The sequence below is a fragment of the Pseudomonas sp. X10 genome (genome assembly GCF_054889225.1).
In genome coordinates this window covers 185,240-201,050 of sequence record NZ_CM142677.1, presented here as the reverse complement: position 1 = coordinate 201,050, position 15,811 = coordinate 185,240, and the positions used below count along the sequence as shown (strand labels likewise).

The following is a 15,811-nucleotide window of genomic DNA, read 5'->3' as shown; positions in this document are numbered from 1 at the left end:
TCAACACACCAGGGCTGGTGCTGCGTCAAGATATGACGCATATCAAGCAGGATGCTGACTGATGAGCCAACACACCCCCAAACTCTTCGCTGGCGCCCTGCTCGCCCTGCTACTGGCTGCAGGTGGCCTGGGCTATTGGAAGTCCCTGCACGACCGCCTACCCGAAGGGCTGGCCATGGGCAACGGTCGGCTCGAGTCCACCGAAGTGCAGATCGCCAGCAAAGTCCCCGGCCGACTGGCCGAAGTGCTGGTCGATGAGGGCGACAAGGTCAGTCGCGGCCAGTTGCTGGCACGCATCGACACCCGCACCCTGGAAGCCCAGCGCAACCAGGCCGAAGCCGAGGTTCTACGCGCCCGCGAGAATTACGCAGCGGCCCAGGCCAACGTACAGCTGCGCCAGAGCGAGCAGTTGCTGGCCAGCCAGGAGCTCAAACGTGTCCGCGAAATCTATAAGCGCAACTTTGCCAGCCAACAGCTGCTCGACCAACAGCAAGCGCGCCATGACACGGCCAATGCCGCCGTGGTCGCCGCCCGTGCGCAACTGGCAGCGATAAAGGCCGCCATCGGCGCTGCCAAGGCCCAGGTCGCGCAATTGACCACCGAAATCGATGACAGCAGCCTGCGCGCACCTATCGACGGTATCATCCAACTGCGCCTGGCCGAGCCAGGTGAGGTGTTGGGTGCTGGCGGCCGTGTGCTGATGCTGATAGACCCCAGCGACCAGTACATGAACCTCTACCTGCCCACTTCCACCACCGGCCGCCTGACCGTGGGCGATGAGGCGCGCATCGTCCTCGATGCCCTGTCGGACAAGGCCCTGCCGGCCAAGGTGGCGTTCGTCGCAGCCAAGGCGCAGTTCACGCCCAAGCAGGTGGAAACCCGCGATGAACGGCAGAAGCTGGTGTTCCGGGTCAAACTGCGCCTGAGCGAGCCGAGCGCCGTGCCCCAGGCCAAACCGGGCATGCCCGGCGCAGGCTATGTGCGCACGGCTGAAGTGGACTGGCCGGCCAACCTGCAATGAACAGCCTGGCAGTGCAGGCCGAGCACCTTTGCCATCACTACGGTGGCCTGGCGGCCTTGCAAGACCTGAGTTTCAGCCTGCCAGCCGGCACCCGCTGCGGCCTGATCGGCCCGGACGGCGCTGGCAAATCGAGCCTGCTCGGGCTGATCGCTGGGGTCAAACGCCTGCAGCAGGGCGAGCTGCAAGTGCTGGGCGGCTCAATCCGCCAGCGCCGTCACCGCAACAGCCTGTACCCACGCATCGCCTTCATGCCACAAGGCCTAGGCAACAACCTGTATCCCGAGCTGTCGATCCGCGAAAACATCCACTTCTTCGCCACCCTGTTCGGCCTGGGCAGCACCGAGTGCGAGCAGCGCATGCACAACCTGTTGCAGGCCACCGACCTGGAACGCTTCGGCGAACGGCCGGCGGGCAAGTTGTCCGGAGGCATGAAGCAGAAGCTCGGATTGTGCTGTGCGCTGATCCACGAACCGGACCTGCTGATCCTCGACGAGCCAACCACCGGCGTCGACCCCCTGTCGCGGCGGCGCTTCTGGGAGCTGGTCGAGCAGGTGCGTGAAGAGCGCTCGCAACTGACATTGCTGGTGGCCACCGCCTACATGGAGGAGGCGGAGCAATTCGAACATTGCCTGATGCTCGATGGCGGCCGCCTGCTCGCCGCCGGCCCAAGCCGCGAACTGGCGGCCGTCACCGCCAGCCACAAGCTGGATGACGCCTTCACCTATTACCAGGGCGCTGGTCGAGCACAGCGCCCGCCCCTACAGATACCGCCACGCCAAGACAACGTGGGCCCCATTGCCATCGAAGCCCATGAGCTGACCCTGCGCTTCGGCGACTTCACTGCCGTGAACAAGGTCAGCTTCGCCATCGGCCGTGGCGAGATCTTCGGCTTCCTAGGCTCCAACGGCTGCGGCAAGACCACCACCATGAAGGTACTCACCGGCCTGATGCCCGCCAGTGAAGGCAGTGCCAGCCTGCTGGGGCGCCCCGTGGATGCCGCCGATCTGGGCACCCGCAAGCGGGTCGGCTTCATGTCGCAAAGCTTCTCCCTGTATGGCGAACTCAGCACCCGGCAGAACCTGGAACTGCACGCGCGCCTGTTCGACCTGGCCAAGGCCGACAGCACCCCGCGTATCGCCGAACTGATCGAGCGCTTCGACCTCGGCGCCATCGCCGACCAGCCTTCTGGCGCGCTGCCCCTGGGCTTGCGTCAACGCTTATCGCTGGCCGTGGCCGTACTGCACCGCCCAGAAGTGCTGATCCTCGACGAGCCGACCTCGGGGGTCGACCCGGCTGCCCGCGATGACTTCTGGCGCCTGCTGGTCGAGCTGTCACGGGAGCAAGGGGTGACCATCTTCCTCTCCACCCACTTCATGAACGAAGCCCAGCGCTGCGACCGCATCTCGCTGATGCATGCCGGCAGGGTCCTGGCCTGCGATACCCCAGCCGCCCTGCAGCACCAGTTCGCCGGCGATACGCTGGAAGACGCCTTCGTCCATTGCCTGGAACAGGCCCAGGGTGAAACCCCGCCAGCCGCAGCCAGCACCCGCCTGGATGAGCCTGCCCCGCCATCGAAGCCCTTGCGCGGGGGCTTCAGCCTGCGCCGCCTGTTCGCAGTCGCCAGCCGCGAAGGCAAGGAGCTGCTGCGCGACAAGGTGCGCCTGGCCTTCGCTCTGCTTGGCGCTCTGTTCATGATGGTGATCTTCGGGTATGGCATTTCACTGGATGTGGAGAACCTTGCCTTCGCCGTCTATGACCAGGACCAGAGCCCGCAGAGCCGCGCCTATCTGGAAGCCTTCCGCGGCTCGCGCTATTTCGCCGAGCAAGCCCCGATCCGCGACGCTCGGCAGTTGCATCAGCGCCTGCAACGCTCGGAGATCAAGCTGGCCCTGGAGATTCCACCCGGCTTCGGCCGCGACCTGTATGCCGGGCGCCAACCGGTGGTGGCAGCCTGGCTGGATGGCGGCATGCCGTTTCGCGCCGAAACCAGCCGCAACTACGTCGAAGCAGTGCACCAGGCCAACCTCGCCCAACTGGCCAGCCTGAGCAGCCAGCCACAGCCCCGGCAGGCTCCGGTACGCCTGGAAACCCGGTTCCGCTATAACCAGGACGTGGTCAGCGTGAACGCCATCGGGCCGGGCGTCATGGCGCTGATCCTGGCATTCATTCCGGCCATGCTCACCGCCTTGGGCATCGTCCGCGAGAAGGAATTGGGCTCGATTACCAACTTCTATGCCACCCCGCTGACCCGCCTGGAATTCCTCCTGGGCAAGCAGACGCCCTACCTGGCCGTGAGCCTGGTCAACCTGGCACTGCTGGTGGCGATGAACCGCTGGCTGTTCGGCGTACCACTCAAAGGCAGCCCGTTGGCCCTGGCCTGTGGCGGCCTGCTCTACCTGCTGGCCACCACCAGCCTGGGCCTGTTGATCTCGGCCTTCACCCGTACGCAGATCGCTGCGATCCTCGGCACTATGATCATCACCAGCTTGCCGACCATCCAGTTTTCCGGGCTGATCGTGCCTCGCTCCTCGCTCGATGGCGCCGCCGCACTGATGGGACAGCTGTTTCCAGCCGGCTACTTCCTCGATATCGCCGTCGGCACCTTCACCAAGGCCCTGGGCCTGCGCGAGCTGTGGCCCCAATGCCTGGCATTGCTAGGCTTCTTCCTCGCCTTCACTGGCCTGAGCCTGGCCATGCTGAAAAAGCAGGAGGCCTAGATGCAGCGCCTGAACCATACCCTGCGCCTTGGCCTGAAAGAGCTGACCAGCCTGCGCCACGACAGCGTGCTCTTGCTGTTCCTGCTCTACGCCTTCAGCGTAGCGATCTACATGCCCGCCGCCGGTTCGGTGATCGGTGTGCACAATGCCAGCGTCGCAATCGTGGATGAGGACCGCAGCCAGGTCTCGCGCAAGCTCGCCGAGTCGCTGCAACCGCCGGAGTTCCAAACCGCCGTGCCGTTGTCCCAGAACCTGCTCGACCAGACCATGGACAGAGGCCTGTACACCTTCGTGATCAACGTGCCGGCCAACTTCCAGAGCGACCTGCTGGCCGGACGCTCACCCGAGTTGCAGGTCAATGTCGATGCCACGGCGATGAGCCAGGCGTTCATGGGCGCCGGCTACATAGGCCGGATCTTCGAACGCGAACTGCTCGACTACGCCAACCAGGGCGAGGCCAGCAGCCCGGCCATCATCAGCCCCCGCGCCCTGTTCAACCCGAACCTGGAAGGTGGCTGGTTCCTCGCGGTGATTCAGATCGTCAACAACATCACTATCCTGGCCATCGTGCTGACCGGCACCGCGCTGCTGCGCGAGCGCGAACACGGGACCCTCGACCACCTGCTGGTGCTGCCGCTGACGGCGCTGGAAATCATGCTGGCAAAGATCGGCAGCAACGCCCTGGTCGTGGTGCTGTGCACATGGGTGTCGCTGGAAGTGGTGGTCAAGTGGGCGCTGGGCGTACCCCTGGCCGGCTCGCTGGGGCTGTTCCTGGGTGTCACGGCGCTGTACCTGTTCGCCAGCACCGCGCTGGGCATTTTCCTCGCCACACTGGCGCGCTCGACACCGCAGTTCGGCTTGCTGGCGATTCCGGTGATCATCCCGATGCTGTTGCTCTCGGGCGGCAGCACGCCGCTGGACAGCATGCCGCAGTGGCTGCAGTGGGTGATGCAAGGCTCACCCTCGACTCATTTCGTCAGCCTGGGCGCGGCGATCCTATTCCGCGATGCCGGGCTCGACGTGGTGTGGCCAGATGTCCTGGCCCTGGCCGTGATCGGCCTGCTGTTCTTTGCCGTAGCCCTGGCACGATTTCGCCGCAGCCTGGCCTCCTGATCACTGCACGATCAGGTTATTGAACAGCAGATCGTCGACGAGCGGCCTGCCTTCCTCGGATTCGAGCACCTGCTGGACCTGCTTCAGGGCTTCCTGGCGCAGTGCTTCCTTGGCCTCTACATTGCTCATGTTCTCCACACCCTGCTGGGTAAACAATGCGACCAGTTGGTTGCGGATCAACGGCTCATGGTGCTTGACCACAGCCGCCGCAGCGTCACTGCTGACCCGCAGGGCCACATCCGCCTTGTAGACTCGCAGCCTGGGGCCGCCATCGAGGGCATAGTTACCGACAAAAGGCGGGTTCAGGGAGATATAGGAGACCTTGGGCTCTCCTTCCTTGGCTTCCTCGGCGGCCACGGCCGCCACTGGCAAGATCAGAGCCAGCACCATCAAGACCCACGCTTTCACGAATTCACTCCTCATACAGTTGGCGCCAGCATATCCAGCACACCCGTCAAACCCAAGTCCGGGCTTATGCCGGCCTATCAGGGCGGGCCATGCTCGTTGACCCGGCACCTGACCCACCTAAACTTATCGGCCACTACACGCAAAGGAATAGCCCCGATGAAAGCAGTGTTGTGCAAAACCCTGGGCCCAGCGCGGGACCTGGTCCTCGATGACGTGGCCAGCCCAGTGCCGAAGAAGAACGAAGTCCTCTTGGACGTACACGCGGCCGGAGTCAACTTCCCCGACACCTTGATCATCGAAGGCAAGTACCAGTTCCAGCCGCCTCTCCCCTTCTCGCCAGGTGGCGAGGCCGCAGGCGTGGTCGCCGCCGTGGGCGAAAAGGCCGGCACCCTCAAGGTCGGCGACAGGGTCATGGCCCTGACCGGATGGGGAGCGTTTGCCGAGCAGGTAGCCGTGCCCTTCTACAACGTTCTGCCGATTCCGCAGGGCATGGACTTCACCACGGCCGCCGCCTTCGGCATGACCTACGGCACCTCCATGCACGCGCTGAAACAGCGCGGCCAGTTGCAAGCAGGGGAAACCCTATTGGTGCTCGGCGCCTCAGGCGGTGTCGGCCTGGCGGCGGTAGAGATAGGCAAAGCCATGGGAGCACGGGTGATCGCGGCGGCCAGCAGTGCCGAGAAACTGGCCGTGGCCAAGGCAGCCGGTGCCGACGAACTGATTGACTACACCCAGGCCAGCCTTAAGGATGAGGTCAAGCGCCTGACCGGCGGCCAAGGCGTGGATGTGGTCTACGACCCAGTCGGTGGCGAACTGTTCGAGCAAGCTGTGCGCAGCCTGGCCTGGAATGGCCGGTTGCTGGTGGTTGGCTTTGCCAGCGGGGTCATACCGAAGTTGTCGGCCAACCTGGTGCTGCTCAAGGGCGCCGCGGTGGTCGGCGTATTCTGGGGCGCCTTTGCCCAGCGCCAGCCGGAGGACAATGCGGCGAACTTCCAGCAACTGTTTGCCTGGTATGCCGAGGGCAAACTCAAGCCGCTGGTGTCGCAGACCTATCCACTGGCCGAAGCGGGGACAGCGATCGACCGGCTTGGACAGCGGCAAGCGGTGGGCAAACTGGTGGTGCTTGCACGCTAAGAACCAGTACAGCGAGGGCTTTGCCCTCGTTTCGCGGGCAAGCTCGCTCAGGTCTCGAGTCGACCTGAGGTAGGCCAGACGGCGCTCAGACTTCCCGCAGGTTATGGCAACGCCTGAAACGCGCCTCTAGGTTGCGATCCGGCATGGCATGGCTGCGCAGTGCGTTCAAAGTCTGCTCGACATACTCCCGCGTGCTGCCAAACCGCCCCTTGGCATTGGCCAGGATCTGGCTCAGCAGGGTGTCGGGCAGGTTGCCCGCGTAGCATGGCAGGTGCCGTTCGAGGACAAAGCCCAGCGCCTGCACCTTGCTGCCGTCGCTGAGGCGGCAGTTCAACCAATGCGGTCGGTAGGCGGGATAAGGCATCTCGCGCTGCCAAAGTGCGAACAGGGCATTGTCCAGGTCAGCCTCGTCGAGCCGATAGGCGAAGCCGCTGCACGAGCCCCCACGGTCCAGGCCGAACACGAGCCCGGGCTGCTCAGGCGTTCCCCGGTGCTCATGGGACCAGAGGTACAGGCCTCGGTGATAACCATGCACACGCGCCCTTTGACGCTCGACAGCCTTGCACTCCGGCCGCCAGATCAGCGAACCGTAGGCGAACAGCCAGACCGGGCCGCCCTGATGCCGGGCCATGGTCAGTTGCATGGAATTCAGAAGTTGCTCGCGGGTGTGTTGCTGCCCGAAATCGAGCAAAGGAGGATAAGACGTCTGCCAGGATGAACTTTCAATTGCCGACATAGTTGCCGCCGTTGCTTCCCTGAGATCTACCGAAGTCAGAAACTCTACCCTAAATAAGAGTTTCATGACTTACCGTATAGCAGAAAGCACGGCACAGGCAAGACAGGCTGCGAGCAAGGAGTCACAAGGGGTCCCTAGGACCCGGGATTATTATTTCAATGTCAGGGAAAGATATTATCGGCGCTGCTAAGAGTGCGCCGCTTATAATCACTTGCGGTAACTTTGGTTATTAAAAGGGCACACTGTTTCAGCGTGCCCTTTTCTCAACCACGAGGCGCATAGGCAAATACGTCAGCCCGCATCCGATGCGCATCCATGCCCGCCTCGACCAATGCATCGAGCGTGGCATAGACCATGGTCGGCGAGCCACTGGCATAGACATGCACCGTGTTCAGGTCGTCGATGTCCTCGCACACCGCTTCGTGCAACATACCGCAGCGCCCTTCCCAGCCACAGAGATCGCTGACGACCTTGTGCAGGAAAAGGTTCGGCAAGCGCTCCCATTCGGCCCAGTGTTCTATCTCGTAGAAGTCCTCGGGACGGCGCACCCCCCAGTACAGGTGCACCGGATGCTTGAAGCCCTGCGCACGGCAATGCTCTACCAGGCTGTGCATCTGCCCCATGCCGGTACCGGCGGCGATCAGCACCAGCGGACCGTCAGGCAACTCGGCCAGGTGGGCATCACCGAAGGGTAACTCGACCCGGGCCATGCGATTGCGCTGCAACTGCTCGATCAAGGCGCGGGCGCTCTCTTCACGAGCCAACACATGCAGCTCCAGCTCACGGCCGGCATGGGGCGCCGAGGCCAGGGAAAAGGCGGCCTTGTCGGCGCCTTCCCGTTCGATCATCAGGTACTGCCCGGCGTGATAGCGCGGTGGCCTGCCCGCTGGCGCACGCAGGCGCACGCGCCAGACATCACCCCCGACCTCGACGCATTCGCTCAAGGTGCACGCCAGCTTGCGCACTGGCAGCTCGCCGAGAGCCAGCACGCCGTCCCAGAGCAGCACGCAATCCTCCAGCGGTTCAGCGATGCAGGTGAACAGCTCACCGTGATCGCGAATCTCGCCGTTCTGACGCACCCGACCCTCGACCAGCAAGGCAGCGCACACGTGGCAATTGCCGTTGCGGCAGCTCTGTGGGCAGTCATAGCCCAAGCGCCGCGCCGCATCCAGAATCCGTTCCCCGGGTTCAAGCGCCAGCACGGCCCCGGATGGCTGCAAGGTTACCTGCATCAATCTATTCCCAACTGATCCCACAACTCGTCGATACGGCGGGTGACGGCCTCGTCCTTGACGATGGCCCGTCCCCATTCGCGTGTAGTCTCGCCTGGCCACTTGTGGGTCGCGTCCAGGCCCATCTTCGACCCCAGCCCCGATACCGGAGACGCGAAGTCCAAGTAGTCGATCGGAGTGTTGTCGATCATCACCGTATCACGCTTGGGGTCCATACGCGTGGTGATGGCCCAGATCACATCGTTCCAGTCGCGGGCGTTGATGTCATCGTCGGTGACGATAACGAACTTGGTGTACATGAACTGTCGCAGGAACGACCACACACCCAGCATGACGCGCTTGGCGTGGCCAGGGTACTGCTTCTTCATGGTCACCACCGCCATGCGGTAGGAGCAGCCTTCCGGCGGCAGGTAGAAATCGGTGATCTCCGGGAACTGCTTCTGCAGGATCGGCACGAACACTTCGTTCAACGCCACACCGAGGATCGCCGGCTCATCCGGTGGCCGACCGGTGTAGGTGCTGTGGTAGATCGGCTTGCGGCGGTGGGTGATGCGCTCGACGGTGAACACCGGGAAGTTGTCCACTTCGTTGTAATAGCCGGTGTGGTCGCCGTAAGGCCCCTCCGGCGCCATCTCGCCCGGGTGGATCACGCCCTCGAGAATGATTTCCGCCGTGGCCGGCACCTGCAAATCGCTACCGCGGCACTTGACCAGCTCGGTGCGGTTGCCGCGCAGCAGGCCGGCGAACGCGTATTCGGAGAGCGTGTCGGGCACCGGGGTGACGGCACCGAGGATAGTCGCCGGGTCGGCGCCCAGGGCAACGGCCACTGGGAAGGGCTGGCCGGGGTGCTTCTCGCACCACTCACGGTAGTCCAGCGCGCCGCCACGGTGGCTCAGCCAACGCATGATGACCTTGTTGCGACCGATGACCTGCTGACGGTAGATGCCGAGGTTCTGGCGGTCCTTGTTGGGGCCACGGGTGACGGTCAGGCCCCAGGTGATCAGCGGTGCGACGTCGCCCGGCCAGCAATGTTGGATCGGCAACTGGCTGAGATCGACATCCTCGCCCTCGACCAGCACTTCCTGACACACCGCATCCTTGACCACCTTCGGCGCCATGGACACGACCTTCTTGAAGATCGGCAGCTTCGACCAGGCGTCCTTGAGGCCCTTGGGTGGCTCGGGCTCCTTGAGGAAGGCCAGCAGCTTGCCGATCTCACGCAGTTCGCTGACCGACTCGGCCCCCATGCCCATGGCCACCCGTTCCGGGGTGCCGAACAAGTTGCCAAGTACCGGGATGTCGAAACCGGTCGGCTTCTCGAACAGCAATGCCGGCCCTTTGGCCCGCAGGGTTCGGTCGCAGACTTCGGTCATTTCCAGGACTGGCGAGATCGGAACCTGGATGCGCTTGAGTTCGCCGCGCTGTTCCAGGCCGCGGATAAAGTCGCGCAAATCGCGATACTGCATGCGTGAGCCTCGTGTTGGCCGTACCGGTCGGGCTGCAGAGTGTAGCGCCGAAAGGGCCGCAATTGGGTGCAAAAATGATTTGGGGCCGCTTCGCGACCCATCGCGGGCAAGCCCGCTCCTACAAGGTTGCAGGAGCGGGCTTGCCCGCGATGGGCTGCGCAGCAGCCCCAATCAATAGCGTGTCGAGCGGGCGCTTACTTGCGCTTCATCGACAGGAAGAACTCGTCGTTGGTCTTGGTCTGCTTGAGCTTGTCGACCAGGAACTCGATGGCAGCGACTTCATCCATCGGGTGCAGCAGCTTGCGCAGGATCCACATACGCTGCAGTTCGTCGTCGGCAGTCAGCAGCTCTTCGCGGCGGGTGCCGGAACGGTTGATGTTGATGGCCGGGAACACGCGCTTCTCGGCGATGCGACGGTCCAGCGGCAGTTCCATGTTGCCGGTACCCTTGAACTCTTCGTAGATCACTTCGTCCATCTTCGAGCCGGTCTCGACCAGCGCGGTGGCGATGATGGTCAGCGAACCGCCTTCCTCGATGTTACGCGCAGCACCGAAGAAACGCTTCGGCTTCTCCAGGGCGTGGGCGTCAACACCACCGGTCAGGACCTTGCCGGAGCTCGGGATCACGGTGTTGTAGGCACGTGCCAGACGGGTGATCGAGTCGAGCAGGATGACCACGTCCTTCTTGTGCTCGACCAGGCGCTTGGCCTTCTCGATGACCATTTCGGCCACTTGCACGTGACGGGTCGGCGGCTCGTCGAAGGTCGAGGCGACCACTTCGCCGCGCACGGTGCGCTGCATCTCGGTCACTTCTTCCGGGCGCTCGTCGATCAGCAGGACGATCAGGTGGCACTCGGGGTTGTTGCGGGTGATGTTCGCCGCGATGTTCTGCAACATGATGGTCTTGCCCGCTTTTGGCGGGGCGACGATCAGGCCGCGCTGACCTTTGCCGATCGGAGCGCAGAGATCGATGACGCGGCCGGTGAGGTCTTCGGTGGAGCCGTTGCCGGCCTCCATCTTCAAGCGCTCGTTGGGGAACAGCGGCGTCAGGTTTTCGAACAGGATCTTGTTCTTCGCGTTTTCTGGACGGTCGAAGTTGATGGTATCGACCTTGAGCAGCGCGAAGTAACGCTCGCCTTCCTTCGGTGGACGGATCTTGCCGACGATGGTGTCGCCGGTGCGCAGGTTGAAGCGGCGGATCTGGCTGGGCGACACGTAGATGTCGTCAGGGCCGGCCAGGTACGAAGCATCCGCGGAGCGCAGGAAACCGAAACCGTCCTGGAGAATCTCCAGCACGCCGTCACCGGAGATTTCCTCGCCGCTTTTCGCATGCTTCTTCAACAGGGAGAAAATCACATCCTGCTTGCGCGAACGGGCCATATTTTCTATGCCCATCTGTTCGGCCATTTCCAGCAGATCGGTAATCGGCTTTTGCTTGAGTTCAGTCAGGTTCATAAGGGGAATGACGTAATCATGTAAGAAGGGAGAATTAAGCTTCTGGCTTAATGAGGCCGCGCCGCAGAGATGGCGACAGGATCGCGTACTGATTCGAATTAGGGATGCGTCGGCGACGGCGTGCAGAGGGCACTGAAGAAACAGTGCGAGGCCGAATGTAACACCTGTATTTTCTGGCGTCTAGTCAGAAAATAAAGAAAAGCCCCGGCGAATGCGGGGCTTTTTCGACTCAGATATTGGCGTCCAGGAAGGCAGCCAGCTGAGACTTGGACAGGGCGCCGACCTTGGTGGCCTCGACGTTGCCGTTCTTGAACAGCATCAGGGTCGGGATACCACGGACACCGTGCTTGGCCGGGGTCTCCTGGTTTTCGTCGATGTTCAGCTTGGCGACGGTCAGCTTGCCCTGGTAGCTGGTAGCGATGTCGTCCAGTACTGGCGCGATCATCTTGCAAGGGCCGCACCATTCAGCCCAGTAGTCGACCAGCACCGGGCCTTCGGCCTTCAGTACTTCGGCTTCGAAGCTGGCGTCGGTGACGTGTTTGATAAGATCGCTGCTCATGGAAGTCTCCAGGTCGTAAGCAAAAAAACGTTGCCCATCATAGCCGCACCCGCGTCCTACAGGAAGTCGCGGCCGATTGAGTGTAACTATAGTTGTGCAACACAGCGCATATCGAAGCTGTCACATAAGAGTCATAAGATTCCCTGGCACCTGCCCTGCATCAAGCCCGGCCGTGCTGCGCGTTGGCGTCAGCCATGGATCGTGGCACGATTGCCGGGTTATCGACCGAGAACATCGAGATCATGCCGCATACCACAGCGAAGAACCTGTCTCTGATCGCCGCCATCGACCTTGGCTCCAACAGCTTCCACATGGTCGTGGCCAAAGCCCACCACAGCGAGATCCGTATCCTTGAACGCCTGGGGGAAAAGGTTCAACTGGCCGCCGGCATCGATGAGGAACGCAAACTCAGCGAAGAATCCATGCAACGGGGCCTGGATTGCCTCAAGCGCTTTGCCCAACTGATCAACGGCATGCCCGCAGGCTCTGTGCGCATCGTCGGCACCAACGCCCTGCGCGAGGCACGTAACCGCGGCGAATTCATCCGCCGCGCCGAGGACATCCTCGGTCATCCGGTCGAAGTGATCTCTGGACGTGAAGAGGCCCGCCTCATCTACTTGGGCGTGTCCCACACCCTGGCCGATACGCCGGGCAAGCGCCTGGTCGCCGACATTGGCGGTGGCAGCACCGAATTCATCATTGGCCAACGCTTCGAGCCGCTGCTGCGCGAAAGCCTGCAGATGGGCTGTGTCAGCTTTACCCAACGCTATTTCCGCGATGGCAAGATCACTCCGGCACGTTACGCCCAGGCCTACACCGCCGCGCGTCTCGAGCTGATGAGCATCGAAAACGCCCTGCACCGCCTCAGCTGGGACGAGGCCATCGGCTCCTCGGGCACCATCCGGGCCATCGGCCAAGCCATCAAGTCCGGCGGCATGGGCAACGGCGAGGTCAACGCCGAAGGCCTGGCCTGGCTCAAGCGCAAGCTGTTCAAACTGGGCGAGACCGACAAGATCGATTTCGACGGGGTCAAGCCGGACCGCCGCACCATCTTCCCGGCGGGCCTGGCCATTCTCGAGGCGATCTTCGATGCCCTGGAACTGCAACGCATGGACCACTGCGATGGCGCCCTGCGCGAAGGCGTGCTGTACGACCTGCTGGGCCGCCATCACCACGAAGACGTGCGTGAACGAACCCTGACCTCGCTGATGGAGCGCTATCACGTCGACCAGGACCAAGCCGCACGGGTAGAACGCAAGGCCCTGCATGCCTTCGACCAGGTGGCCAAGACCTGGGGCCTGGAGGATGGCATCTGGCGTGAACTGCTGGGCTGGGCTGCCAAGGTGCATGAAGTGGGGCTGGACATTGCCCACTACCACTATCACAAGCATGGCGCCTACCTGATCGAGCACTCCGACCTGGCCGGTTTCTCCCGGGAAGACCAGTTGATGCTCGCCCTGCTGGTGCGCGGGCATCGGCGCAACATTCCCAAGGACAAGTTCGCCGAGTTCGGAGAGGACGGCGTAAGACTGCTCCGCCTGTGCGTGCTGCTGCGCTTCGCCATCCTGTTCCACCACATCCGCGGCACCCAGCAGATGCCCAAGGTGGTGTTGCATGCCGCTGGCGAGAGCCTGGACGTGGAGTTCCCGGCCGACTGGCTGGAACAGAACCAGCTGACCCAGGCCGACTTCGCCAACGAGGCGGAGTGGCTGGCCCGGGTCGGCTTCATCCTCAGCGTACGCTGAGGACCGGGTTGCTCAGGCGCTCCAGCAGGGTCGCCTGGGCATTGCGCGGGTTCTGGTTGCCGGTCGGCGTGCAGCGCACGTAGCGACCGTCCGGCTGCAGGATCCAGGCATGGGTGTTATCGGTCAGGTAGCTTTCCAGCTCCTTCTTCACTCGCAGCAGCAATTTCTTGCCCTCGACTGGGAAGCAGGTTTCGACGCGCTTGTCGAGGTTGCGCTCCATCCAGTCGGCACTGGACAGGAAGATCTGCTCTTCGCCGCCATTGAGGAAGTAGAACACCCGGGTGTGTTCGAGGAAGCGGCCGATGATCGAGCGCACCTGGATATTGTGCGAAACCCCCGGAATTCCTGGACGCAGGCAGCACATGCCACGCACCACCAAGTCGATGCGCACGCCGGACTGGCTAGCCTTGTACAGCGCGCGGATGATCTTGGGATCGGTCAGCGAGTTGAACTTGGCAATGATGTGCGCCGGCTTGCCGTCCAGGGCGAACTGAGTCTCCCGGGCGATCATGTCGAGCATGCCCTTCTTCAGGGTGAAGGGGGCGTGCAACAGCTTCTTCATGCGCAAGGTCTTGCCCATGCCAATCAATTGGCTGAACAGCTTGCCGACGTCCTCGCACAGCGCGTCGTCGGAGGTCAGCAGGCTGTAGTCGGTGTACAGGCGGGCGTTGCCAGCGTGATAGTTACCGGTGCCCAAGTGCGCGTAGCGTACGATCTCGCCCGCTTCGCGGCGCAGGATCAGCATCATCTTGGCGTGGGTCTTGAAACCGACCACACCGTAGATCACCACCGCGCCGGCAGCCTGCAAGCGGCTGGCCATTTGCAGGTTGGACTCTTCATCGAAACGCGCGCGCAGTTCGATCACCGCCGTGACCTCCTTGCCGTTACGCGCCGCATCGACCAACGCATCGACAATTTCCGAGTTGGCGCCGCTGCGGTAGAGGGTCTGGCGCACGGCGAGCACATGCGGGTCCTTGGCCGCCTGGCGCAGCAGGTCGACCACAGGAGTGAAGGACTCGAAGGGGTGCATGAGCAGGATGTCCTGCTTGCTCACCACACTGAAGATGTTTTCGGCGTTCTGTAGCAGCTTCGGGATGCCTGGGGTGAACGGGGTGTACTGCAGCTCCGGGTGGCTGTCCAGGCCGGTGATGCTGAACAGGCGGGTCAGGTTGACCGGGCCGTTGACCTGGTACAACTCGCTTTCGCTCAGGCTGAACTGCTTGAGCAGGTAATCGGACAGGTGTTTCGGGCAGGTATCGGCCACCTCCAGACGCACGGCGTCACCGTAGCGGCGCGAAAACAGTTCGCCGCGCAAAGCGCGGGCCAAGTCCTCGACATCCTCGGAGTCCAGCGCCAGGTCGGCGTTACGGGTCAGGCGGAACTGGTAGCAGCCCTTGACCTTCATGCCTTGGAACAGGTCGTCGGCGTGAGCGTGGATCATCGACGACAGGAACACATAATTGGCGCCGGGTCCACCCACCTCTTCCGGCACGCGGATAATCCGCGGCAGCAGGCGCGGGGCGGGGATGATGGCCAGGCCGGAGTCACGGCCGAAGGCGTCGATACCTTCGAGCTCAACGATGAAGTTCAAGCTTTTGTTGACCAACAACGGGAAGGGGTGGGTCGGATCGAGGCCAATCGGAGTGATGATCGGCGCGATCTCGTCGCGGAAATAGCGGCGGACCCAGGTCTTGAGTTTCTGCGTCCAGTGACGGCGGCGGATGAAGCGGATCTGGTGCTTTTCCAGCTCCGGCAGCAGCACGTCGTTGAGGATCGCGTACTGGCGGTCGACCTCGCTGTGCACCAGATCGCTGATTCGTGCCAGCGCTTGGTGCGGCTGCAGACCGTCGGCGCCAGCCTGCTCACGGGCGAAGGTGATCTGCTTCTTCAAGCCCGCCACGCGGATCTCGAAGAACTCATCCAGGTTGCTGGAGAAGATCAACAGAAACTTCAGGCGCTCGAGCAGGGGGTAGGTCTCATCCAGCGCTTGTTCCAGCACGCGGATGTTGAACTGCAGCTGCGAGAGTTCGCGATGAATGTACAGGCTGCTGTCGTCCAGGCTCGGGATGACGATCGCCGGCGCTGGCGCAGGGGCCGGCGCCGGGGCTTCCACCACGGGCTCTGGCACCGCGGGCAGGTCCGGTGGCGTCTGCACCATCTGCTCGGGCACCGCCTGGGCGTCCTTGATCTCGACAGGTGTTAGCACTTCGTTATTCATCTTGCGTT

At 62.9% G+C, this 15,811-nt stretch carries 12 protein-coding genes; 5 read left to right on the top strand and 7 right to left on the bottom strand.

Annotation, left to right across the window (positions count from 1 at the left end; all coding sequences use genetic code 11):
- Positions 1-61 precede the first annotated feature (61 nt).
- Genes ACYU03_RS00915 through ACYU03_RS00905 form a run of 3 tightly spaced genes read left to right on the top strand, consistent with a single transcriptional unit; the run spans position 62 to position 4,851 of the window.
- Positions 62-1,021, top strand: a complete 960-nt coding sequence (locus ACYU03_RS00915) for an HlyD family secretion protein (protein ID WP_461887669.1) — start codon at positions 62-64, stop codon at positions 1,019-1,021.
- On the top strand, positions 1,018-3,738 hold the full coding sequence (rbbA, locus tag ACYU03_RS00910) for a ribosome-associated ATPase/putative transporter RbbA (RefSeq protein ID WP_461887668.1): 2,721 nt from the start codon (positions 1,018-1,020) through the stop codon (positions 3,736-3,738). The genes ACYU03_RS00915 and rbbA overlap by 4 nt, the downstream gene beginning before the upstream one ends.
- A complete protein-coding gene (locus ACYU03_RS00905) occupies positions 3,739-4,851 on the top strand; it encodes an ABC transporter permease (RefSeq protein WP_461887667.1) in 1,113 nt (370 codons plus the stop codon).
- Here the strand turns inward: ACYU03_RS00905 and ACYU03_RS00900 are convergent, their stop codons facing one another.
- Positions 4,852-5,259, bottom strand: coding sequence for a flagellar basal body-associated protein FliL (locus ACYU03_RS00900; RefSeq protein WP_461887666.1), 408 nt, complete (start codon positions 5,257-5,259; stop codon positions 4,852-4,854).
- A 156-nt stretch (positions 5,260-5,415) separates the two neighbouring features.
- On the opposite strand from ACYU03_RS00900, the gene ACYU03_RS00895 reads away from it, so the two are divergent.
- The gene (locus ACYU03_RS00895) at positions 5,416-6,393 is read left to right on the top strand and encodes an NADPH:quinone oxidoreductase family protein (protein WP_461887665.1); all 978 of its coding nucleotides are present in this window, start codon (positions 5,416-5,418) and stop codon (positions 6,391-6,393) included.
- 85 nt (positions 6,394-6,478) lie between these two features.
- On the opposite strand, the gene ACYU03_RS00890 is transcribed toward ACYU03_RS00895, so the two are convergent.
- From ACYU03_RS00890 to trxA, 5 genes are all read right to left on the bottom strand, one after another.
- A complete protein-coding gene (locus ACYU03_RS00890) occupies positions 6,479-7,129 on the bottom strand; it encodes a gamma-glutamylcyclotransferase (RefSeq protein ID WP_461887664.1) in 651 nt (216 codons plus the stop codon).
- 263 nt (positions 7,130-7,392) lie between these two features.
- On the bottom strand, positions 7,393-8,361 hold the full coding sequence (locus tag ACYU03_RS00885) for a CDP-6-deoxy-delta-3,4-glucoseen reductase (RefSeq protein WP_461887663.1): 969 nt from the start codon (positions 8,359-8,361) through the stop codon (positions 7,393-7,395).
- Complete coding sequence (gene ubiD / locus ACYU03_RS00880; RefSeq protein ID WP_461887662.1) at positions 8,361-9,827, bottom strand: 4-hydroxy-3-polyprenylbenzoate decarboxylase; 1,467 nt, start codon at positions 9,825-9,827, stop codon at positions 8,361-8,363. The genes ACYU03_RS00885 and ubiD overlap by 1 nt, the downstream gene beginning before the upstream one ends.
- 194 nt (positions 9,828-10,021) lie before the next feature.
- Positions 10,022-11,281, bottom strand: coding sequence for a transcription termination factor Rho (gene rho, locus ACYU03_RS00875; RefSeq protein WP_461887661.1), 1,260 nt, complete (start codon positions 11,279-11,281; stop codon positions 10,022-10,024).
- Between the two features lie 229 nt (positions 11,282-11,510).
- Positions 11,511-11,840: a thioredoxin TrxA gene (trxA, locus tag ACYU03_RS00870; RefSeq protein WP_461887660.1), complete on the bottom strand. Its 330-nt coding sequence runs from the start codon at positions 11,838-11,840 to the stop codon at positions 11,511-11,513.
- A gap of 242 nt (positions 11,841-12,082) precedes the next feature.
- Here trxA and ppx point away from each other — a divergent pair, with 242 nt between their 5' ends.
- Entirely contained in the window at positions 12,083-13,585 is a 1,503-nt protein-coding gene (ppx, locus tag ACYU03_RS00865; RefSeq protein WP_461891344.1) for an exopolyphosphatase, read from the top strand.
- Here the strand turns inward: ppx and ppk1 are convergent.
- Positions 13,572-15,803 carry a polyphosphate kinase 1 gene (gene ppk1 / locus ACYU03_RS00860; RefSeq protein ID WP_461887659.1) on the bottom strand — a complete coding sequence of 744 codons (2,232 nt, stop codon included), beginning with the start codon at positions 15,801-15,803 and terminating at the stop codon, positions 13,572-13,574. The two genes, ppx and ppk1, sit on opposite strands and share 14 nt — an antisense overlap.
- Positions 15,804-15,811 lie beyond the last annotated feature (8 nt).